This window comes from Streptomyces sp. NPDC044984, assembly GCF_040646935.1.
Classification (GTDB): Bacteria; Actinomycetota; Actinomycetes; order Streptomycetales; family Streptomycetaceae; genus Streptomyces.
The window spans coordinates 88675-111298 of record NZ_JBEZBE010000009.1 but is presented as its reverse complement, the minus strand read 5'-3'; the positions used below and the strand labels follow the sequence as shown (position 1 = coordinate 111298).

Sequence of the window (22624 nt, the reverse complement as noted above, 5' to 3'; positions counted from 1 at the left end):
TCGTCAGGACGACCTGGCCCGGCTTTTGCGTGCCCTCCTCGCGGAGTGTCGCGTTATGAACACTTCCGTGTCATCCACCAAGATGTGCGCAATTCATCCCATTTCGTGCTCGGTCTTTCGTGCTGGGCTTCGTGTCCGTCGGTGGAGAGGGGTTCCAGGGTGAGCAGCGCATCGGTGTCGTCGCAGGGCTTCGAGCTCGTACGGGGGCGTGGTTACCGTCCCTTGCAGGTGATCGCGTACGTCGAGGCACTCTCGGGTGATCGTGACGCCGCCTGGGAGCGGGCCGCGCGGCTCACCGTCCTCGCCCGGGAGATGGAGGAGGAGCTGGAGCTGCTGCGGGTGCGGGTGGCGGGGCTGGCGCCGCAGACGTACGAGTCGCTCGGGGAGAGCGCGCGGCGGCTGTTCGAGCTGGCCGGGGAGGAGGCGACGGACGTGCGGGAGTCGGCGCGGCAGTACGTGCGGGACGTGACGGACCTGGCGGAGGACGACGCGGCCGGCGTGCGGGAGGCCGCGCGGGCGTACGCCGAGTCCGTACGCGCCGAGGCCGATGAACATGCCGGGGAGGTGCTGCTGGCGGCCCGTGCGGAGGCCGACCGGATCCGGGTCGAGGCCCGGGCCGAGGTGAAGGAGCGGCGCGCGCAGACGCTGGTGGTGCTGCGGGAGATGCGCGAGCGGACCTCGGCGATGCTCGCCGAGGCGGCCGGGGAGCAGGCGGAACGGCTGGACGCGGTGGCCCGGGAGGAGGCCGCGCGGGTGGCCGCGCTGGAGGCCCGGAACGCGGAGGCGGAGGAGCGCGCCGAGGGTGTGCTGGCCGAGGCGCGGCAGGTCTTCGCCGACGCGGAGGAGTCGGTGCGGCGCTGCGCGGAGGAGGCGCGGGAGCGGGCGGCGGAGCTGCTCGTCGAGGCGCGTGTCCGCGCGGAGGGCGTCGCGCGGGAGACCGAGCGGGTGCTGCGCGAGCACGCCGGGACGCGGGAGGACGTACAGGCGCAACTGGACCAGGTGTGCGCCGGTCTCAGTGCGCTGACGGGGCGGGCCGTGGAGTGACCCGGCCCCGGGTGTGGGCCCTGTGCCGCGGCTGGACGCGGCAGGGGCCGTTCGGGGGGCGGGACCCGTTCAGTCCTTGAGCACCGGGAACGTGCGCGGTGCGAGGACCAGCAGGACCAGGAACGCCAGTGCCGCCGCGCACGCCGCGCCGAGGTAGACCGCGTGCACGGCGTCCGCGACGGCCCGGCGGGTGGCCTCGGGGACGGTGCCCGCGTCCAGGGCGCGGGTGACGGAGTCCAGGTCGTGCGCGCCGCCGAGGCGCGTGGCCAGGACGCCGTTGGCGACCGCGCCGAAGAGGGCCGCGCCGACGGTCTGGCCGGTCTGCCGGCAGAAGAGGATCGACCCGGTCGCCGTGCCGCGTTCCTCCCACTCCACCGACGACTGCACCCCGATGATCAGGGGCAGCTGGAACAGGCCGAGGGCCGCGCCCAGCAGCAGCATCAGCAGGGTCGGCTGCCAGGCCTCGCCGGGATAGGGGAGGAAGGGGAACGCGAAGAGGACGGCCGCGGCCGTGCCGATGCCGAGCATCGCGGTGTTGCGGAAGCCGATGCGGCGGTACACGTGCTGGCTGAGGGCGGCCGACACCGGCCAGGTCAGCGTCCACACGGAGAGGACGAATCCGGCGGCCACCGGGGCGAGGCCGAGGACGGACTGGGCGTAGGTGGGCAGGAAGACCGTGGGGGCCACCATCAGCAGGCCCAGGGCGCCGAGGGCCAGGTTGACGGCGGCGATCGTGCGGCGGCGCCACACCCAGCCGGGGATGATCGGCTCCGCCGCGCGGCGTTCCACCACGACCACGGCCGCGAGGAGCGCGGCTCCCGCCGCGAACAGGGCGAGCGACGGTGCGGACAGCCACGGCCAGGCGACTCCGCCCTGCACGAGCGCGGTGAGCAGGACGCCCCCGCAGGCGAAGATCGCGACCGCGCCCGCCCAGTCCACGCGCGCGTGGCGGCCGTTCTCCCGTCGCGGCTCGTGGAGGTGACGCACGATCAGCCACAACGCCACCGTCCCGACGGGCAGGTTGACGAGGAAGATCCAGCGCCAGTCGGCGTAGGAGGCGAGGAGTCCGCCGATGCCGGGGCCGGCCACCGCGGACAGGGCCCACACGGTGGAGAGGCGGGCCTGGATCTTCGGGCGTTCCTGGAGCGGGTACAGGTCGGCGGCGAGGGTCTGCACCGTGCCCTGGAGGGCGCCGCCGCCCAGGCCCTGCACGACGCGGAACGCGATGAGCGCGGCCATGTTCCAGGCCGCGGCGCACAGCAGCGAGCCCAGCAGGAACAGGGCGGCGCCCGCGACGAGGACCGGTTTGCGGCCGAAGGTGTCGGAGAGCTTGCCGTAGACGGGGAGGGTGACCGTCACGGCCAGCAGGTAGCCGGAGAAGAGCCAGGAGAAGTAGGAGAAGCCGCCGAGGTCGCCGACGATCTGCGGGACGGCGGTGGACACGATGGTGGAGTCGAGTGCCGCCAGGGCCATCGCGAGCATCAGCGCGGCGACGACGGTGCCGCGCCGCCCGGTCGCGGCGGATCGTCCGCTGTCGCGTGTCACCGGTCTGGTGCCGTCCACCCGGAGCTCCTTCCTCGCTCTGCTTGCCCCTTGCACGTGTTCGCCGCCGGACAGCTTCGCACTCCGCCCTCCCGTCGCGGGAGGGCGGAGCCTGGATGGGCCGACAGGTGGAGCGACCCTGAGACGGTGTCCACCCGCCGGAGGAGAGCCCTTAGGGGTACCTCCGTACTACGGGTCGGGGAGGGTTCGTACCGGCGGAGGACGAGACGGGGCGGGGGCCTTCCTTAACCTGGCTTTACGCCGCTGGGGGGCGGCACACCGCACCGGTAGGGGTGGGGTTTTCCTCAGTACAAGACTGCGCTGAACACCAGGGCGCGAGGCCCCTGCCGGCCGCCAGACTGGATCACGTCGCACGAACACGCACGAAGCGGCCGCCGGGTACGACGGGCGGGCGCCGGAGCACCGCTTTCATCTGCTGACCGACATAGGAGATTTACCGTGACATCGGCTGTGACCATTCCCAGGCACGGGGGCACTGGAGGGCGTACGGCCGTTGCCGCGCGGGCGCGGCAGGTCGTGAAGGCGTACGGGTCGGGCGAGACCCGTGTCGTCGCCCTCGACCACGTCGACGTGGACATCGCCCGCGGTCAGTTCACCGCGATCATGGGCCCCTCGGGGTCCGGCAAGTCCACGCTGATGCACTGCCTCGCCGGGCTCGACACCGTGACGTCCGGGCAGATCCACCTGGACGAGACCGAGATCACCGGCCTGAAGGACAAGAAGCTCACGCGGCTGCGCCGGGACCGGATCGGTTTCATCTTCCAGGCGTTCAACCTGCTGCCGACGCTGAACGCGATCGAGAACATCACGCTGCCCATGGACATCGCCGGCCGCAAGCCCGACAAGGCGTGGCTGGACCGGGTGGTGGAGACCGTCGGGCTCGCGGAGCGGCTCAAGCACCGGCCGACGCAGCTCTCCGGCGGCCAGCAGCAGCGGGTCGCGGTGGCGCGGGCGCTGGCGGCCCGGCCGGAGATCATCTTCGGTGACGAGCCGACCGGGAACCTCGACTCCCGCGCCGGCGCCGAGGTGCTCGGCTTCCTGCGCCGCTCGGTGGACGAGCTGGGCCAGACCATCGTGATGGTCACCCACGACCCGGTGGCCGCCTCCTACGCGGACCGGGTGCTGTACCTCGCCGACGGCCGCATCGTCGACGAGATGCGCCAGCCGACCGCCGATCAGGTCCTGGACCGCATGAAGGACTTCGACGCCCGGGGGCGTACGTCATGACCGTCCTGAAGACCTCGATGCGTAACTTCTTCGCGCACAAGGGGCGCATGGCGCTGTCGGCGGTGGCGGTACTGCTGTCGGTGGCGTTCGTCTGCGGCACGCTGGTGTTCACGGACACCATGAACACGACGTTCGACAAGCTGTTCGCGGCCACGTCGTCGGACGTCACGGTCAGCGCCAAGGGCGCCTCCGACAGCGGTGAGACGACCGCGGACAACGGCAAGCCGCCGGTGATACCGGCCTCCGTGCTCGACCAGGTCAAGGGCGCGGACGGCGTGAAGTCGGCCGAGGGCACGGTGCACTCCACGTCGGTGACCGTCGTCGACGCCGACAAGGACAACCTCTCGCCGACCAGTGGCGGCCCGACCATCGTCGGCAGCTGGAACGGCAACGACGCCCGCACCATGGAGATCACCTCCGGTGCCGCGCCCGAGGGCGCGGAGCAGATCATGGTCGACGCCGACACCGCCGACAAGCACGACCTGAAGCTCGGTGACGAGATCGGCGTGATCACCGTGGTCGGCACGCACACCGCGAAGATCTCCGGCATCGCCGCCTTCACCGTCACCAACCCCGGTGCCGCGATCTTCTACCTGGACACGAAGACCGCGCAGCGGACCCTGGTCGGCGAGAGCGGCGTCTACACCAACGTCAACGTCACCGCCGCGGCCGGCGTCAGCGACGCGCAGCTGAAGAAGAACGTCGCGGCCGAGCTGGGCGGCGACTACAAGGTGCAGACCGCGAAGGAGAACGCGGACGCCAACAAGGAGAGCGTCGGGGACTTCATGAACGTCATGAAGTACGCCATGCTCGGCTTCGCCGGGATCGCCTTCCTCGTCGGCATCTTCCTGATCATCAACACCTTCTCCATGCTGGTCGCCCAGCGCACCCGGGAGATCGGCCTGATGCGGGCGATCGGTTCGTCCCGCAAGCAGGTCAACCGTTCGGTGCTGGTCGAGGCGCTGCTGCTCGGAGTCTTCGGCTCGGTCCTCGGGGTCGGCGCGGGCGTCGGACTCGCGGTCGGCCTGATGAAGCTCATGGGCATGATGGGCATGGACCTGTCCACGGACGACCTCACGGTGGCCTGGACGACCCCGGCGCTCGGACTGCTCCTCGGCGTCGTCGTCACCGTGCTCGCCGCCTACCTGCCCGCCCGGCGGGCCGGCAGGATCTCCCCGATGGCCGCGCTGCGCGACGCCGGCACCCCGGCGGACGCCAGGGCCGGCTGGATACGCGGCGGGATCGGCCTGGTCCTCACCGGCGCCGGCGGAGCCGCCCTCTACCTGGCGGGCACGGCCGACAAGGCCACCGACGGCTCCCTGTGGCTGGGCCTGGGCGTGGTGCTGTCCCTGATCGGCTTCGTCGTCGTCGGCCCGGTGCTGGCGAGCGGTGTGGTGCGGGTCCTCGGCGCGGTCCTGCTGCGCGCCTTCGGTCCCGTGGGCCGCATGGCCGAGCGCAACGCCCTGCGCAACCCGCGCCGTACCGGCGCGACGGGTGCCGCGCTGATGATCGGCCTCGCCCTGGTGGCGTGCCTCTCCGTGGTCGGCTCCTCGATGGTGGCCTCCGCCACCGAGGAGCTCGACAAGACCGTGGGTACGGACTTCATCATCCAGTCCGACAACGGCCACCTGATCACCCCGCAGGCCGTCGAGGCCGTGAAGAAGGCGCCCGAGGTGGACCGGGTCACCGAGTACAAGTGGACCGAGGCCGACTTCACCACCCCCGACGGCAAGACGCTGAAGGACACGGCGATCACGGCGGCCGACCCGACGTACGCGACCGACCTGCGGATCGAGACGGTCGCCGGGAAGCTCGGCGACGCCTACAAGCCCGACTCGATGTCCGTCCACGAGGACTTCGCGAAGGACCACGGCATCACACTCGGCTCGGAGATCGAGATCGCGTTCAAGGACGGTGAGACGGGCACACTGACGGTCCGGGCCATCACCAGCAGTGAGGCCGTCATCGACGCAGGCGCGATGTACACGTCCATCGACACGCTCGCCACGTACGTGCCGGCCGAGAAGATGCCGCTGGACACGCTGCTCTTCGCCTCGGCGAAGGACGGGCAGACCGACGCCGCGTACACGGCGCTCAAGGACGCGCTGCACGAGTACCCGCAGTACGAGGTGCGCGACCAGACCGACTACAAGGAGGCGCTGAAGGACCAGATCGGCCAGCTGCTGAACATGATCTACGGTCTGCTGGCCCTGGCGATCGTCGTGGCGATCCTCGGTGTGGTGAACACCCTGGCCCTGTCGGTGGTGGAGCGGACCCGGGAGATCGGCCTGATGCGGGCCATCGGCCTCTCGCGCCGGCAGCTGCGCCGCATGATCCGCATGGAGTCGGTCGTGATCGCCCTCTTCGGTGCCCTGCTCGGCCTCGGCCTGGGCATGGGCTGGGGCGCCACCGCGCAGCAACTGCTCGCCCTGGAGGGCCTGAAGGTCCTCGACATCCCGTGGCCGACGATCATCGGTGTCTTCATCGGCTCGGCCTTCGTGGGGCTGTTCGCCGCGCTGGTCCCGGCCTTCCGCGCCGGCCGCATGAACGTCCTGAACGCCATCGCCACCGATTAGCCACCGCACACGGGGGTTGCGGGGGAGACACCCGGCGCCGGGAGTCCTCGGGGACTCCCGGCGCCGGGTGCGCGCGTACCGGCACCTCGGTTTTTCAGCCGGCCGGGTCGGGCGGCGGGTGGGCATGAGCCGGGGGTCCAGGGGGCGGGAGACTGCTGGGGGCCGGGCGCCGGCACCGCCCACCGGTCGGCGGACGTTGTCCACAGCCCGGCACCGGGGGCGTCGGCGACGTACGCTGGACAACCCCGGCCCGCAGCGCGTGTCGGGCCCGTCGTGTTGCACACCCCCGGACGGAAAGCGCCCCGAATGAGCCTGCACGGTCTGCTCGACGCCGTCGTCAAGGACACCGCCCTCGCGGAAGCGATCGCCGCGGCTGCCGACGGCAACCGCATGCACGTCGACCTGGTCGGCCCGCCCGCGGCCCGGCCCTTCGCGGTCGCCGCCCTGGCCCGTGACACCGGCCGCCCCGTGCTGGCGGTGACGGCGACGGGACGCGAGGCGGAGGACCTGGCGGCGGCCCTGCGCTCCCTGCTCCCGTCCGAGGGGGTCGTGGAGTACCCGTCCTGGGAGACGCTGCCGCACGAGCGGCTCAGTCCCCGCAGCGACACCGTCGGCCGCCGCCTGGCCGTACTGCGCCGCCTGGCGCACCCCCGCCCGGACGACCCCGAGACCGGTCCGGTCTCCGTCGTCGTGGCGCCCGTGCGCTCGGTGCTCCAGCCCCAGGTCAAGGGTTTGGGCGACCTGGAGCCGGTCTCCCTGCGCACCGGGCAGAGCGCCGACCTGAACGAGATCGTCGAAGCCCTCGCCGCCGCTGCGTACGCGCGGGTGGAGCTGGTCGAGAAGCGCGGCGAGTTCGCCGTGCGCGGCGGCATCCTCGACGTGTTCCCGCCGACCGAGGAGCACCCCCTGCGGGTGGAGTTCTGGGGCGACGACGTCGAGGAGATCCGCTACTTCAAGGTCGCCGACCAGCGCTCCCTGGAGGTCGCCGAGCACGGCCTGTGGGCCCCGCCCTGCCGCGAACTGCTGCTCACCGACGACGTACGGGAGCGCGCGCGAACCCTCGCCGAGCTCCACCCGGAGCTGGGCGAACTGCTGGGGAAGATCGCCGAGGGCATCGCCGTCGAGGGCATGGAGTCCCTGGCACCCGTCCTCGTCGACGACATGGAGCTGCTGCTGGACGTGCTGCCCAAGGGCGCCATGGCCGTCGTCTGCGACCCGGAGCGGGTGCGGACCCGGGCCGCCGACCTGGTGGCCACGAGCCAGGAGTTCCTGCAGGCGTCCTGGGCGGCCACCGCCGGTGGCGGGGAGGCGCCCATCGACGTCGGCGCGGCCTCGCTGTGGTCCCTCGCGGACGTCCGGGACCGGGCCCGCGAGCTGGACATGATGTGGTGGTCGGTGTCGCCGTTCGCCGCCGACGAGACGCTGACGTCCACCGCTGACGCGGCGGGTGACGCGGACACCCTCAAGCTCGGCATGCACGCCCCCGAGACCTACCGCGGCGACACCGCCAGAGCACTCGCCGACACCAAGGGCTGGCTCGCCGACGGCTGGCGCACGGTGTTCGTCACCGAGGGCCACGGCCCGGCCGCCCGCACGGTGGAGGTGCTGGGTGGCGAGGGCATCGCGGCCCGTTTGGACGCGGACCTGGGGGAGATCACGCCGTCCGTCGTGCACGTCGCCTGCGGCTGCATCGACCACGGCTTCGTCGACCCGGCGCTCAAGGTCGTCGTGCTCACCGAGACCGACCTGACCGGCCAGAAGGCCTCCGGCCGCGAGGGCGCCCGGATGCCGGCCCGGCGCCGCAAGACCATCGACCCGCTCACCCTGGAGGCGGGCGACCACATCGTCCACGAGCAGCACGGCGTGGGCCGCTACATCGAGATGGTGCAGCGCACCGTGCAGGGCGCCACCCGCGAGTACCTGGTCGTGGAGTACGCCCCCGCCAAGCGCGGCCAGCCCGGCGACCGGCTCTACATCCCCACCGACCAGCTGGAGCAGATCACCAAGTACGTCGGCGGCGAGGCGCCCACCCTGCACCGCCTGGGCGGCGCGGACTGGACCAAGACCAAGGCGCGCGCGAAGAAGGCCGTCAAGGAGATCGCCGCCGACCTGATCAAGCTGTACAGCGCGCGGATGGCGGCGCCCGGTCACGCCTTCGGAGCCGACTCGCCCTGGCAGCGCGAGCTGGAGGACGCCTTCCCGTACGCGGAGACCCCCGACCAGCTCACCACCATCGCCGAGGTCAAGGAGGACATGGAGAAGTCGGTCCCCATGGACCGCCTGATCTGCGGCGACGTCGGCTACGGCAAGACCGAGATCGCGGTACGGGCCGCGTTCAAGGCCGTACAGGACGGCAAGCAGGTCGCCGTGCTCGTCCCCACCACGCTGCTGGTGCAGCAGCACTTCGGGACGTTCAGCGAGCGGTACGCGCAGTTCCCGGTGAACGTGCGGGCGCTGTCCCGCTTCCAGACCGACACGGAGGCGAAGGCGACGCTGGAGGGCCTGCGCGAGGGATCGGTGGACGTCGTCATCGGCACCCACCGCCTGTTCTCCTCGGAGACCAAGTTCAAGGACCTCGGCCTGGTCATCGTCGACGAGGAGCAGCGCTTCGGCGTCGAGCACAAGGAGCAGCTGAAGAAGCTGCGCGCCAACGTCGACGTGCTGACCATGTCCGCCACGCCGATCCCGCGCACCCTGGAGATGGCGGTCACCGGCATCCGCGAGATGTCGACGATCACCACCCCGCCGGAGGAGCGCCATCCGGTGCTCACGTTCGTCGGGCCGTACGAGCAGAAGCAGATCGGCGCCGCGATCCGCCGCGAGCTGCTGCGCGAGGGCCAGGTCTTCTACATCCACAACCGGGTCGAGTCCATCGACCGCGCGGCGGCCCGGCTGCGCGAGATCGTGCCCGAGGCGCGCATCGCCACCGCCCACGGCCAGATGTCGGAGTCGGCGCTGGAGCAGGTCGTCGTCGACTTCTGGGAGAAGAAGTTCGACGTGCTGGTGTCGACGACGATCGTCGAGTCCGGCATCGACATCTCCAACGCCAACACCCTGATCGTCGAACGCGGCGACAACTTCGGCCTCAGCCAGCTGCACCAGCTGCGCGGCCGGGTGGGACGCGGCCGGGAGCGCGGGTACGCCTACTTCCTGTACCCGCCGGAGAAGCCGTTGACGGAGACCGCGCACGAGCGGCTCGCGACGATCGCCCAGCACACGGAGATGGGCGCGGGCATGTACGTGGCGATGAAGGACCTGGAGATCCGCGGCGCCGGAAACCTCCTCGGCGGTGAGCAGTCCGGTCACATCGCGGGTGTCGGCTTCGACCTGTACGTGCGGATGGTGGGCGAGGCGGTCGCGGACTACCGGCGCCAGCTGGAGACCGGCGAGATCGAGGAGGAGCCGCCGCTCGAGGTCAAGATCGAGCTGCCCGTCGACGCGCACGTCCCGCACGACTACGCGCCCGGCGAGCGGCTGCGCCTCCAGGCGTACCGGGCGATCGCCTCCGCGAACTCGGAGGAGGACATCAAGGCCGTACGCGAGGAACTCGTCGACCGTTACGGCAAGTTGCCGGAGCCGGTGGAGAACCTGCTGCTGGTGGCGGGTCTGCGGATGCTGGCCCGGGCGTGCGGCGTCGGCGAGATCGTGCTCCAGGGCAACAACGTCCGCTTCGCTCCGGTGGAGTTGCGCGAGTCCCAGGAACTGCGCCTGAAGCGCCTGTACCCCGGCACGGTCATCAAGGCGGCCGCGCACCAGGTGCTCGTCCCGCGCCCGAAGACCGCGAAGGTGGGCGGCAAGCCGCTGGTCGGGCGGGACCTGCTGGGCTGGGTCGGGGAGTTCCTGACGTCGGTCCTGGGTTCCTGACCCGCACGTGAGAGGCCGTCCACGGCGGGAGGCCGCCGTGGACGGCCCTGAGGGGTGTGCGAGGCCTTACGGCTGGTCGGGACGGTCGCGGTCCATGCCGAGCCGGCGTTCGGCCTGCTGCTGCCCGGTGTCGATGTGCTGCTCGTACTTGCCGCCGGTCCTCTCGTTCATCTTCCGTTCGGCGGCGTCCGAGGCCTGCTTGGCCTTCTCGCGCGCCGCCTTGTTGCTCTTGAACTTGTCGAGGATGCCCATGCGGGAACTCCTTCCGGAGGGGAATCAGAACCGACGATACGCGCGGTTTGCGACGAACGCCCGTGCGATGCGGGATTGGTCTGGACCGCTCGCTCGTTACGGTGAGTCCCGGATCGATCCGCCCCCGCCGGGGCAGGAATCAGAAGAGCGAGGGAGGGCCGCGGTGACGCGAGACAAGAGGTGGGGCGCACGGGCCCGGCGCACGGGACCGGTGGTGATCGCCGCGGTGGCTCTCCTCGCCGGCTGCGAGGCCGTCCAGGACGCGGACTCCCCGGCCGGCGCCGGAGACGGCAGCGGGCGCGCCGTCAGCCCGTTGGACAACCCCGACGGCACCGGACCGGGCCTCGCGCCCGTGACCGGCGAGCCGGACAGGGCCGAGGCCGTCGCCCTCATCACGAAGGTGACGACCAAGGGCCGCGGACCGAAGACGGGCTACGACCGGGACGAGTTCGGCTACGCCTGGATGGACACGGCCGACGGAGTGCCGTTGGCGAGGAATGGCTGCGACACCCGCAACGATCTGCTCCAGCGAGACGGCCGGGACGTGCGTTTCCGGTCCGGTTCCAACTGTGTGGTGGTCGCCATGACGCTGGACGACCCGTACACCGGAACAACCATCGAGTGGCGCAAGCAGGAGGCCGCCGAGGTGCAGATCGACCACGTCGTGCCGCTCTCCTACAGCTGGCAGATGGGCGCCTCCCGCTGGTCCGAGGCCGAGCGGGAGCGGCTGGCGAACGACACCCTCAACCTGATCCCGGTCGAGGGCCGGGCCAACTCGGCCAAGGGGGACTCCGGCCCGGCGTCCTGGCTCCCCCCGGACAAGGGCGTACGGTGCGCCTACGCGGTCCGCTTCGCGCAGGTCGCCCTCAAGTACGAGATGCCGGTGACGTCGGCCGACCGGCGGACGATGCTGGAGCAGTGCGGCGGCTGAGCGGCGGCCGAGCGGCGCCGCTGTGAGCCGCCGGGCGGGTCGGCTCAGGGAGTGGAGGTCCGGGGCGTCCGCGGGGGCGGCGCCCCGGTCGTGGCCGTGAAGGCCTTTCCGGCGATCTCGCCGCCACAGCCGGTGCGGCCGGAGCGCGCGGTGCGGTCGGTGCGCGTGGTGCGCGCGGTGCGTGCGGTGCGGCGCGTGGTGGGCCCCCGGGGGCCTAGAAGTTGCCGTTGCCGATGATCTCGCCGTCGGCGTCGTACACGGTGACGAGGCCGTTGTCGCTCTGCTTCCAGTCGGCGAACGCGGAGGCGATGAGCTTGGCGGGGGCCGTGCCCTCGCCCATGATCCCGCCGGTGAAGTCGGTGTAGACGTCGGCGGCGTCGAGGATGTCGTTCTGCTCGTCCGCGCCCTGCACCTTGGTGACGTGCGAGATCGCTTCCTTCTCCTGCGGCGTCCCGTTCTTCTGCACGAACGCCTTGAACTGCTCGGCCTGGGACGCCTTCTCGGTGCCCTTGTCCTCGGCGGGCTTTGCGTCCGCCGCGCCGTCCGACTTCGTGCCGCCGGACCGCTGCTCCGCGGACGCCGAGGTGCCCTTGTCGCCGGAACCGCCGCCCGAGTCACCGGAGTTCGCCGAGACGGCACCGATGACGACGATGCCCACGACGGCGCCCAGCGCGATCTTGCTCTTCATGCCCATGGCTGTGTCCCTCCCCACGCGGCCACCGCCACCTCGGCGGTCGCTCGTTCGCGGAGTCAATGAGAACAGATGCTGTGAATAGAGTCAACGTGATTCACAGTGCTCACGCTGTCCACGCTTGTGAAGGGTGAATCATGATCGCATCGGTATGCTTGCCGACACGCACGGGGCAGAGGGAAAGCGGGGAGGGGTGCCGGGCATGCGGGACAACGCGACCGAAGTGACCGCCGCCGGGATCGCACGACTGGCCGGTGTCGGCCGCGCGGCCGTCAGCAACTGGCGCCGGCGGCACGCCGACTTCCCCAGCCCGGTCGGCGGCACCGGGGCCAGCCCCTCGTTCGCGCTGGCCGAGGTCGAGGGCTGGCTGCGCAGGCACGGCAAGCTCGCCGAGGTCCCGCTGAAAGAACGCGTCTGGCAGCAGCTCACCGGCCACCCCGCCGGACCGGTCACCGCCCTCACCCACGCCGGCTGCGTCCTGCTCCTCATCCACGACCGCTCCCCGATCTGGCTGGAGGTGAGCTCCGGCTCCGACGAACGACTCGCCGCGCTGCTGCCCGGAGCGCTGGGGCAGGTGCTCACACCACGGCTCAGCGAGACGGGCGGCTCGTATGTGAACACCCCGGGCACTGTTCACAGCCTCGCCGCTTCCGCCGCCCCGGCCACCCGAAAAGCCCTCGAACCCCCCACCGCCCCCCAACTGCTCCCCTCCGCGCCCCTCCTCCGTTCCGTCGCCGGACTCGCCGCCGGACTCGGCGCCCGGCACACCTTCGAGTTCCTGCTCGGCCGGTACCTCGACGCCAACCCGCGCCGGCACACGCCCACCCCCGCCGACCTCGCCGGTCTCATGGCCGGCCTGGCCGGCACCGCCCGCACCGTCCTCGACCCGGCCTGCGGCACCGGCGCCCTGCTGCGCTCCGCCGGCAACGGCCCCGGCCGACGGCTGTACGGCCAGGACAGCGCCCCCGGACTCGCCGCCCTCGCCGCGCTCCGCCTCGCCCTGCACACCCGCGCCCCCGTGCACACCGCCGCCGGCGACACCCTGCGCGCCGACGCCCACCCGGAGCTGCGGGCCGACGCCGTCCTGTGCCACCCGCCGTTCAACGAGCGCGACTGGGGGCACGACGAACTCGCCTACGACCCGCGCTGGGAGTACGGCTTCCCGGCCCGCACCGAGTCCGAGCTGGCCTGGGCGCAGCACGCGCTCGCCCGGCTGCGGGACGGCGGCACCGCCGTGCTGCTGATGCCGCCCGCGGCCGCGTCCCGCCGTTCCGGGCGCCGGATCAGGGCCGACCTGCTGCGCCGGGGCGCGCTGCGCGCCGTCGTCGCGCTGCCGGCCGGCGCGGCACCCCCGTACGGCATCCCGCTGCACCTGTGGGTGCTGCGCCGGCCCGAACGGGCGCCCGTCCAGCCGGAGGTGCTGCTCGTCGACGCCGGAAGGTTCGCCGGTGAGGGGCGCGGCGGGCCCGACTGGCCGGGGGTGCGGGAGGCGGTCCTCGACGCCTGGCACGCCTTCGACCGGGCCGGCCGGCTCGGCGAACGGCCGGGACTGGCCCGCTCCGTGCCCGTCATCGAACTCCTCGACGACGACGTCGACCTCGCCCCGGCCCGCCATCTCCCGCCCCCGGCCGCAGCGGACGGTGCCGGCCGGCTCACCGACGTACGCGAACGGCTCGACGAGACGCTGCGCCTGGCCGCCGGCCTCACCCCGCCGCCCGCCGACCCCGCGCCGCCCGCCGCCGGGCGCCCGCCCCTCACCACCGTCGGTGAACTCGCGCGCGGGGGCGCCCTGGTGATGCGTACGGGCGGAAACGGCGGCCACGCGCGCGTGCCCGTCCTCACCGACCACGACGTACTCTCCGGAACCGGTCCCTCCGGCACGCTTCCGGAGAGCGACGGGGAAGCGGTGCTCACCGCACCCGGTGACGTCGTCGTGCCCGTGCTCGGCGGGGGCGCCGTCGCGCGGGTGATCGACGACACGACCGCCGGGGCCGCCCTGGGCCGCAACCTCGTGCTGCTGCGCCCCGACCCGGAGGTGCTCGACGCGTGGTTCCTCGCCGGGTTCCTGCGCGGCACCGCCAACCACCGCCAGGCCGGCAGCCACACGTCCACCGCCACCCGGCTCGACGTGCGCCGGCTGCGGCTGCCCCGGCTCGCACCGGCCGAACAGCGGCGCTACGGCGCCCGATTCCGGGCCCTGGACGAGTTCGAGCGGGCGCTCAGGCGGGCGGGCCGGCTCGGCGAGCAGCTCGTCCGCGGGATGTACGACGGCCTGACCGACGGGACGATCGCCCCCGACTGAGCCACGGAGCGCTTCCGACCGAGCCCACGGAGCGCTTCCGACCGAGCCCACGGATCGCTCCCGACCGAGCCCACGGATCGCTCCCGACCGAGCCCACGGAGCGCTCCCGATCGAACCCACGGATCGCTCCCGACCGATCCCACGGGACACCCTCGGCGCACCTCCAGGACGTCCCGTACGACAACGGTTCGGTACATCCCGGGACCGGTTGTCGCTGTCGGCCTATACGCTCGGACTCCGAGTTCCCATCGGCTACACCTGTCCAGGAGCAGTCATGTACGGCCACGGCGCGGCGCCGCCCACCCCCAGCGGGGCAATGGTCATCACGCAGCGCGTGCTGTACGCCGCCGCAGGAGTCCTGTGCTGCGGCCTGCTGGCCTGCGTGCCGCTGTTCCGGGTCGCGTTCCTGCGGGGGCGGCTGCTCGACTGGGTGGCGGCCTGGGTGAGCATCCCGCTGTCGATAGCCTGCCTGGCGGTGATCGGTTCGCTGCCGGAGTCGGACCGCCGGACCGACGTGGCCCTGGCCGCCGTCCTGATCCTCGGGGCGGTCGCGGCCGCGTACTACCTGACCGTGGACATCCGCCTGCACCGGCGGCCGCACCCGTACGCGGGCCAGCTGCCGCCGTCCCCCCACGCCACGACGATGCACGGCCAGGGCTCCGTGCAGGGCCCCTACGGCTATCCGCAGCAGGGCTCGCCGTACGCGCCCACGCCGGTGCCGCAGCCCCCGGCCCACCACACCCCGGTACCGCACACCCCGGTACCGCACACCCCGGTACCCCCCACCCCCGTACCGCCGCCGCAGTCGCCGCAGCACCCCGTACCGCCGGCCCGGATCGACCAGGTCCGCGCCGAGCTGGACGAACTCAGCGACTACCTGCGCCGCCAGGACGGGCAGCCCGGACAGCACGGCAACCACGAGGGCGGAAGGTGAGCGTGACGACGGGACGTGTCGTCGCCGGCCGCTACGAACTGTCCACGCTCATCGGGCAGGGCGGCATGGGACAGGTCTGGACGGCCTACGACAAACGGCTGGACCGGCGCGTGGCGGTGAAGCTGCTGCGCCCGGACAAGGTGGCCGGCCAGGAGGCCGACGAACTGCGCCGCCGCTTCGTGCGCGAGTGCCGGGTGACCGCCCAGGTCGACCACCCCGGCCTGGTCACCGTGCACGACGCGGGCAGCGAGGGCGAGGAGCTGTTCCTCGTCATGCAGTACGTCGACGGCGCAGACCTCGGCGACCACCTCGCCGAACACGACCCGTACCCGTGGCAGTGGGCGGTCGCCGTCGCGGCGCAGCTGTGCGCCGTGCTGAGCGCCGTGCACGCCGTGCCGATCGTCCACCGCGACCTCAAGCCGCGCAACGTGATGGTGAAGCAGGACGGCACGGTCACCGTGCTCGACCTCGGCGTCGCCTCCGTCATGGACAGCGACACCACGCGCCTGACGCACACCGGTTCGCCCATCGGCTCGCCCGCCTACATGGCGCCCGAGCAGGCGATGGGCGGCGCGGTCGGCCCGTACACGGACCTGTACGCGCTCGGGGTGCTGATGCACGAACTGCTCAGCGGAGACGTGCCGTTCGCGGGCTCCACGGCGCTCGGGGTGCTGCACCGGCACCTGTACGAGCCGCCGGTGCCCGTGCGCCGGATCCGCCCGGAGGTCCCCGAGGCCCTGGAGACCCTGGTGCTGCGGCTGCTCGCCAAGGACCCGCAGCACCGTCCGGGCTCCGCGCAGGAGGTCTACGAGGACCTGGCGCGGTTGCTCCCCGCGCGGGGCACGCCCACCGGCGCGCCCCTGGACCCCACCCGCCCCTTCCTGCGTCCGCACGCCCCCTGGCCGGACCGCGCCCGCACCCCCGCCCCCCAGCCGGCCCCCGCCGCACCGCCCGCGCCCGTGGCGGGGAAGGCCGACGTCGCCGCCGCCGTGGACGAGGTGAAGCGGCTGCTCGGCGAGGGCCGCATCACCCAGGCCGTCGACATCCTCGGCTCGATCCTGCCCGTCGCCGCCGACCAGCACGGCGAGCACTCCCCGGTCGTGCGCACCCTGCGCAAGCAGTACGCGGCCACGCTCCTGGACGACGGCCAGTACCGGCGCGCGCTGCCCGAACTGCGCCGCCTCGCCGACGAACGCGCCGCCGAGGCCGGCCAGGCCGACCCGCAGTCCCTGCGCTACCGCTACGAGGCCGCGCAGTGCCTGGAGCAGCTCGGCGAACCCGCGGCGGCGCTCGCCGAGTACCGGGCGCTGCTGGCGTACTACGAGAACCAGTACGTGGCGGCCGGCGACCCGCAGCTCGCCCATGACGTCCGCCGCCGCATCGGCCATCTGCTGCTGGCCCTGGGCGACCGGCCCGCCGCGCACGACACGCTGGTCCGGCTGCTGCACGACGTGGAACGCGTGCAGGGGCCGGGGCACCCGCTGGCCGCCGACATCCGGCGGACGCTGCAGTGGCTGGGACAGGTGCGCTGATAGCGGGACGGCGGGGGCGAAGGCCGTTCAGGGGCCGTGGGGCCGGACGGCGCAGCCGCCGGTGCCGGAAGTCGCCGTGAATCGTTGGTCGAATGGGTTGGCCAGAGCTTGGCCGATGCCTACCATCGATCACCGCAAGACTTTGTGCACCGCCGCACAAGCTCTCCTCAGGAGGTCTCCTTGCACCGCCGCCGTCGCACCGCGTTCCTCCTCACCGCCGCGATCGCCGCAGCGGCGCCCCTGCTCACCGCCTGCGGGAACGACGCGCACCCCGGTGCGGCAGCCGTCGTCGGCGGCGAGCGGATCACCGTGTCGCAGCTGGAGAACCGGGTCGGCGAGGTCCGCGCGGCCCAGCGGGCGGCCGTACCGGACGACGCCCAGTACCAGCAGGCCATCGCCCGGACCGGCAGCCTCACCCGCGACACCCTGCACGGCATGGTCCTGGACCGGGTGCTGGAGCGCGCCGCGCGGGACGCCGGCGTGACGGTCACGGACCGCGAGGTCCAGCGGATGCGGTCCGGTCTGGAGCAGCAGGCCGGCGGCGCCGAGGCGCTGGAGGCGGCCTGGCTGCAGCAGTACGGCGTCCCGCCGCAGCGTCTCGACGCCAACCTCCGCCTCCAGGTGCAGGCCCAGAAGCTCGCCCAGCGGCTCGGCACCGACCCCGGCCGCCCCGAGTTCTGGCAGGCGCTGTCGGAGGCGAGCGAGGAACTCGACGTCGACCTCAACCCGCGCTACGGCAGCTGGGACGTCGAGAAGAGCAGCCGTGTCGACGCGAAGACGCCGTGGGTACGGGACGTCACGGCGGCCGGGGCGCCGCAGACGCTCTGACCGGCTGCCTGTGGACAACCGGCCTGTGGACAGCCCGCCTGTGGACAACTCGGGGACTGTCGGCAGGGTGGGCTAGTTTCGGAGCGTGAACGCAATCAGTCCCGCACCGAGCTCCGAGGCCGCCCCCGGCCGTGTCGTCCTGCTCACCACCAGCCACCGCGTGGCGCCCGGCCTGCTGTCCTGGCCGGCCTGGCAGGCCCTGCACGCGGCCGACCGGGTGCTGTGCGCGGACGGCGCCCACCCGCAGCTGCCGTATCTGCGGGAGGCGGGGATACCGGTCGAGGAGGCCTCACCGACCGCCGAGGAGATCGTCGACGCCTGCGCCGGCGGGCGGACGGTGGTGGTCGTGGCGACGGGTGAGGGCGAGCCCGCGCTGACCGACGGGCTGGCCCGGCTGGCCGGGACCGGCAGGGTGCGGATGCCCGAGCTGGAGCTGCTGCCCGCCTCCTACGACCTGCCGGGCGCCCGGCTGCTCGACCTCGTGCAGGTGATGGACCGCATCCGCGCGGAGTGCCCGTGGTCGTCCCGGCAGACCCACAAGGGCCTGGCGAAGTACGGCATCGAGGAGGCGTACGAGCTCGTCGAGGCCATCGAGGAGGGCGACCGGGACGAGCTGCGCGAGGAGCTGGGGGACGTGCTCCTCCAGGTCGTCTTCCACGCGCGGATCGCCGAGGAGCACCCGGAGGAGCCGTTCTCCGTCGACGACGTGGCGGGGGGCATCGTGGCCAAGCTGATCCACCGGCACCCGCACGTCTTCGGTGAGGCGACGGCGGACACCCCGGAGGACGTCAAGGCGCACTGGCTGCGGACCAAGGCGGAGGAGAAGCGGCGCAGCTCGGTGACGGAGGGGGTGCCGCTCGGACAGCCCGGGCTGGCGCTGGCGGCGAAGCTGGGGTCGCGGGTGCGGACGGCGGGGCTGGACGTGCCGTTGCCGGCGGGGGAGGGGGTCGGCTACGAACTGCTGGCGCTGGCGGTGCGGGCGGAGGCAGCGGGGGTCGATCCGGAGGCGGCGTTGCGGGCCGCTGCGCGCGTCTACCGGGACGCGATACGGGCGGCGGAGGGGCAGGGCGGGGGCTGAGCGCCGGGTGTGGGTGCGGGGCAGGAGTTCCTTCGCCCCTGCCGCCCCGTCCCGTCCCGAGGGCTCCGCCCCGGACCCCCTTCGCGCCCACGCGGCGGAGCCGCATGTCGACACAGCCCCGCGCCCCTTGAGGGGCGCGGACGACCACAACGCGCCCGTCACCCGGGCTCTCCCGCGCTGCCCTGCCGCCCCGCCCGTTAGGGTCGCCGCATGCATGACCAGCCCACCCCTCCCGAGTTGTTCAGCTGGGAGTTCGCCGCCGATCCCTACCCCGCCTACGCCTGGCTGCGTGAGCACGAACCCGTGCGCAGGACGCGGCTGCCCAGCGGGGTGGAGGCGTGGCTGGTCACCCGGTACGCCGATGCCAAGCAGATCCTCGCCGACAACCGGCTGTCCAAGAACCCCGCGCACCACGACGAGCCCGCGCACGCCAAGGGCAAGACCGGTATCCCCGGGGAGCGCCAGGCGGAGCTGATGACGCATCTGCTGAACATCGACCCGCCGGACCACACCCGGCTGCGCCGGCTGGTCAGCAAGGCGTTCACCCCGCGCCGGGTCGCCGAGTTCGCGCCCCGCGTGCAGGAACTCACCGACGGGCTCATCGACCGGTTCGCGGACAACGGCTCCGCCGACCTCATCCACGAGTTCGCCTTCCCCCTCCCCATCTACGCCATCTGCGACCTGCTCGGCGTCCCGCGCGAGGACCAGGACGACTTCCGGGACTGGGCGGGCATGATGATCCGCCACGGCGGGGGGCCGCGCGGCGGGGTCGCCCGGTCCGTGAAGAAGATGCGCGGCTACCTCGCCGAGCTGATCCACCGCAAGCGCGAGGCGCTCCCCGCCGAACCCGCCCCCGGCGAGGACCTCATCTCCGGCCTCATCCGCGCCTCCGACCACGGTGAGCACCTCACCGAGAACGAGGCCGCCGCCATGGCGTTCATCCTGCTGTTCGCCGGTTTCGAGACCACCGTCAACCTGATCGGCAACGGCACCTACGCCCTGCTCACCCACCCCGACCAGCGCGACCGCCTGCAGCGGGCCCTCGCCGCCGGGGAGCACGGGCTGCTGGAGACCGGTGTCGAGGAGCTCCTGCGGTACGACGGCCCCGTGGAGCTCGCCACCTGGCGGTTCGCCACCGAGCCGGTCACCATCGGCGGACAGCGCATCGCGGCCGGCGACCCCGTCCTCGTCGTGCTCGCCGCCGCGGACCGGGACCCGGAGCGGTTCGCCGACCCGGACGTGCTCGACCTCGGCCGGCGCGACAACCAGCATCTGGGGTACGGCCACGGCATCCACTACTGCCTGGGCGCCCCGCTGGCCCGTCTGGAGGGCCGGACCGCGCTCGCCACCCTGCTGACGCGTCTGCCGGACCTGCGGCTCGCGGTGGAACCGGCCGAGCTCCGCTGGCGGGGCGGGCTCATCATGCGTGGACTGCGCACGCTCCCGGTGGAGTTCACTCCTCCGCGCACGTGACGGACCGGGCCGCCGTCCGCTGTGCCCCTGAGCGGGCCAGCGCAAACATGACACGCTCTCAACTCTGTGATCTTCACGTGATCTGCGCGGCATGAACTTGTGACAAGTGATCGTCTGCGGATACGTTCACCCATCAAGTGCGGCACATGAGTTCCACTCGCCGCGCCGGTCATTGCTGTCTTGCGAAAGGTTTCCGCATGCTCTCCGGAAACGGTCGGCACCGTCGTCCCCGCCAGGCTCCGGCTCTCCTCGTCGCGGCCGGAGTGACCGGCTCCGCCATCGCGATCCCGCTCCTCGGGGCCGGTAGCGCCAGCGCGGCCGACGGTGCGACCTGGGACCGGGTCGCCGAATGCGAGAGCGGCGGTTCGTGGAGCCAGAACACCGGCAACGGCTACTACGGCGGCCTGCAGTTGACCCAGGACGACTGGGAGAACTACGGCGGCCTGGACTACGCGACCAGCCCCGACCAGGCCAGCCGAGGCCAGCAGATAGCCGTGGCCGAGAGAATCCTCGCCGACCAGGGGGTCGGCGCATGGCGCACCTGCGGACTGACGGCGGGCCTCGGCGAGGACTCGGCGCCGGCCGACATCGACACGGGTGTGGCGGAGGACTCGACCTCGGACTCCTCCGGTGCCTCCGGCTCTTCGGACTCGTCCGGATCGTCGGACTCCGGCGATCCGTCCGCTTCGTCCTCCCCGTCGGCCACGTCCGACCCGTCGGTCGATGCCGAGGGGGAGGAGGGCGGCGAGGGTGCTGCCGGTGAATCGGCCAAGTCCGACAAGTCGAGCGGCTCGGGCACGGATTCGGACACCGGCTCCGGCGACGGATCCGGCACCTCCCCCTCCGCCTCGGCCACCCCCAAGGGTGACGAGTCGGACAAGTCCGGGCAGACCACCGGTTCTTCCGAGGTCACCGACACCGAAGGCACCGGCACCGGCCGCCACCGCGGTGTCAGTGCCGAGGAGGCTGAGGCGGAGGGCCGTACGCCGGAATCGTCCGGCCGGCATGCCTCGCGCGGCACCGACGCCTCGCGCGATGCCGCCGACGGTTCGTACACCGTGCGCACCGGCGACAGCCTCTCGTCCATCGCCGACTCCCTTGAACTGGGCGGCGGTTGGCGGTCGCTCTACGCCGAGAACGAGCAGGTCGTCGGCGCCGACCCGGACCTCATCCTGCCGGGCCAGGAGCTCGAGGTCGGGGTCGAACCGGGCGAAAAGTGACGCCCGAAGGAGCGTAGGCCCGGCGGCAGTTGGCGTCATGGTTCGCGGTAAATGTCCGGTTTAAAGGCTGTGAGAGATAGGTCTCAGAAGCCCTGATCGTCTTTGAAATTCCGCGGATCGCGTGCCTACGGTCGTGACCGCTCGCCACCGCGGGCCCCGGCTGCCGCCACGCCGAATCCTGCCAGTGGCAGCACGGGAACAGTCGTCGCGTCATGCGCCGCAGGCAGGAGCGGGGGACCCAAGGTAAGTGCCCCTTCCGGTGGTTGACACCGGATCGGGCTTGGGGTGAAGCCGCGTCCCGTGAGGGGCGTGGCCGGGCAACTCAACCGGCCCGAACCCGACAGCTCACCTCGCAGGCGTCGGTGAGGGGATCCAACCATGCTGTTTTCTGGCAAGGGCAAGCACCGTCGTCCGTCCAAGGCCACCCGCGCGATCGCCGTCGCCGGTGTCGCCTCCGCCGCCGTCGCCGCCCCGCTGATGGCGGCCGGCAGCGCCTCCGCCGCCACCGCCTCCGAGTGGGACGCCGTCGCCCAGTGCGAGTCCGGCGGCAACTGGTCCATCAACACCGGCAACGGTTACTACGGCGGTCTGCAGTTCTCCGCCTCCACCTGGGCCGCGTACGGCGGCACGCAGTACGCCTCCACCGCCGACCAGGCCAGCAAGGCCCAGCAGATCGAGATCGCCGAGAAGGTCCTCGCGGGCCAGGGCAAGGGCGCCTGGCCGGTCTGCGGCACGGGCCTGTCCAACGCCGCCTACACCGGCTCCTCCTCGAACGGTTCCTCGGCCGGCTCCTCGCAGAGCCAGGACACCGGTTCCACCGAGACCCGTGAGACCGAGCAGAAGGCCTCCCGCTCCGCCGAGCGTCCGGCCGCCGAGAAGCAGGCCGAGCGGAAGGCCGAGAAGACCGTCACCACCCCGACCGGCGAGAAGGTCGAGAAGGGTGACGGCGAGTACAAGGTCGTCAAGGGCGACACCCTCAGCTCCATCGCCGCCGAGCGCGACGTCGAGGGCGGTTGGGCCGAGCTGTTCGAGCTGAACGACGACATCGTCGACGACGCCGACCTCATCTACCCGGGCCAGCAGCTGCACCTGAAGTAAGCGGCTGCCCC

General features: G+C 72.5%; 16 protein-coding genes and 1 riboswitch. Of the genes, 13 read left to right on the top strand and 3 right to left on the bottom strand.

Annotation, left to right across the window (positions count from 1 at the left end; all coding sequences use genetic code 11):
- Positions 1–159: 159 nt before the first annotated feature.
- Entirely contained in the window at positions 160–1044 is an 885-nt protein-coding gene (locus AB0A94_RS12520; protein ID WP_361742883.1) for a cellulose-binding protein, read from the top strand.
- Positions 1045–1113: 69 nt separating this feature from the next.
- Here the strand turns inward: AB0A94_RS12520 and AB0A94_RS12515 are convergent, their stop codons facing one another.
- Complete coding sequence (locus AB0A94_RS12515; RefSeq protein WP_361742881.1) at positions 1114–2607, bottom strand: MFS transporter; 1494 nt, start codon at positions 2605–2607, stop codon at positions 1114–1116.
- Positions 2608–3045: 438 nt separating this feature from the next.
- Here AB0A94_RS12515 and AB0A94_RS12510 point away from each other — a divergent pair, with 438 nt between their 5' ends.
- From AB0A94_RS12510 to mfd, 3 genes are all read left to right on the top strand, one after another.
- A complete protein-coding gene (locus AB0A94_RS12510; RefSeq protein ID WP_361742878.1) occupies positions 3046–3834 on the top strand; it encodes an ABC transporter ATP-binding protein in 789 nt (262 codons plus the stop codon).
- Positions 3831–6410, top strand: coding sequence for an FtsX-like permease family protein (locus AB0A94_RS12505; RefSeq protein WP_361742875.1), 2580 nt, complete (start codon positions 3831–3833; stop codon positions 6408–6410). The genes AB0A94_RS12510 and AB0A94_RS12505 overlap by 4 nt, the downstream gene beginning before the upstream one ends.
- 306 nt (positions 6411–6716) lie before the next feature.
- Positions 6717–10274 (top strand): transcription-repair coupling factor, encoded by a 3558-nt coding sequence (gene mfd, locus AB0A94_RS12500; protein WP_361742872.1) that lies wholly within the window; start codon positions 6717–6719, stop codon positions 10272–10274.
- Between the two features lie 66 nt (positions 10275–10340).
- Here the strand turns inward: mfd and AB0A94_RS12495 are convergent, their stop codons facing one another.
- Complete coding sequence (locus AB0A94_RS12495) at positions 10341–10526, bottom strand: antitoxin (protein ID WP_361742869.1); 186 nt, start codon at positions 10524–10526, stop codon at positions 10341–10343.
- A gap of 163 nt (positions 10527–10689) precedes the next feature.
- Here AB0A94_RS12495 and AB0A94_RS12490 point away from each other — a divergent pair, with 163 nt between their 5' ends.
- Positions 10690–11457, top strand: a complete 768-nt coding sequence (locus AB0A94_RS12490; RefSeq protein ID WP_361742866.1) for an HNH endonuclease family protein — start codon at positions 10690–10692, stop codon at positions 11455–11457.
- 214 nt (positions 11458–11671) lie between these two features.
- On the opposite strand, the gene AB0A94_RS12485 is transcribed toward AB0A94_RS12490, so the two are convergent.
- The gene (locus AB0A94_RS12485) at positions 11672–12151 is read right to left on the bottom strand and encodes a hypothetical protein (protein WP_361742863.1); all 480 of its coding nucleotides are present in this window, start codon (positions 12149–12151) and stop codon (positions 11672–11674) included.
- A gap of 199 nt (positions 12152–12350) precedes the next feature.
- Here AB0A94_RS12485 and AB0A94_RS12480 point away from each other — a divergent pair, with 199 nt between their 5' ends.
- The 8 genes from AB0A94_RS12480 to AB0A94_RS12445 all read left to right on the top strand — a co-directional run bounded on the left by AB0A94_RS12480 (position 12351) and on the right by AB0A94_RS12445 (position 22613).
- Positions 12351–14450 carry an N-6 DNA methylase gene (locus tag AB0A94_RS12480; protein ID WP_361742860.1) on the top strand — a complete coding sequence of 700 codons (2100 nt, stop codon included), beginning with the start codon at positions 12351–12353 and terminating at the stop codon, positions 14448–14450.
- 274 nt (positions 14451–14724) lie between these two features.
- Positions 14725–15384 carry a hypothetical protein gene (locus AB0A94_RS12475; protein WP_361742857.1) on the top strand — a complete coding sequence of 220 codons (660 nt, stop codon included), beginning with the start codon at positions 14725–14727 and terminating at the stop codon, positions 15382–15384.
- Between the two features lie 38 nt (positions 15385–15422).
- Complete coding sequence (locus AB0A94_RS12470) at positions 15423–16916, top strand: protein kinase (protein ID WP_361743234.1); 1494 nt, start codon at positions 15423–15425, stop codon at positions 16914–16916.
- Between the two features lie 180 nt (positions 16917–17096).
- Complete coding sequence (locus AB0A94_RS12465; protein WP_361742855.1) at positions 17097–17744, top strand: SurA N-terminal domain-containing protein; 648 nt, start codon at positions 17097–17099, stop codon at positions 17742–17744.
- 85 nt (positions 17745–17829) lie between these two features.
- On the top strand, positions 17830–18822 hold the full coding sequence (locus tag AB0A94_RS12460) for a nucleoside triphosphate pyrophosphohydrolase (RefSeq protein ID WP_361742852.1): 993 nt from the start codon (positions 17830–17832) through the stop codon (positions 18820–18822).
- A gap of 210 nt (positions 18823–19032) precedes the next feature.
- A complete protein-coding gene (locus AB0A94_RS12455; protein ID WP_361742849.1) occupies positions 19033–20295 on the top strand; it encodes a cytochrome P450 in 1263 nt (420 codons plus the stop codon).
- Between the two features lie 197 nt (positions 20296–20492).
- Positions 20493–21515, top strand: a complete 1023-nt coding sequence (locus AB0A94_RS12450; RefSeq protein WP_361742846.1) for a transglycosylase family protein — start codon at positions 20493–20495, stop codon at positions 21513–21515.
- Between the two features lie 205 nt (positions 21516–21720).
- A riboswitch (cyclic di-AMP (ydaO/yuaA leader) is annotated at positions 21721–21889 on the top strand.
- Between the two features lie 4 nt (positions 21890–21893).
- On the top strand, positions 21894–22613 hold the full coding sequence (locus tag AB0A94_RS12445; RefSeq protein ID WP_361742843.1) for a transglycosylase family protein: 720 nt from the start codon (positions 21894–21896) through the stop codon (positions 22611–22613).
- Positions 22614–22624 lie beyond the last annotated feature (11 nt).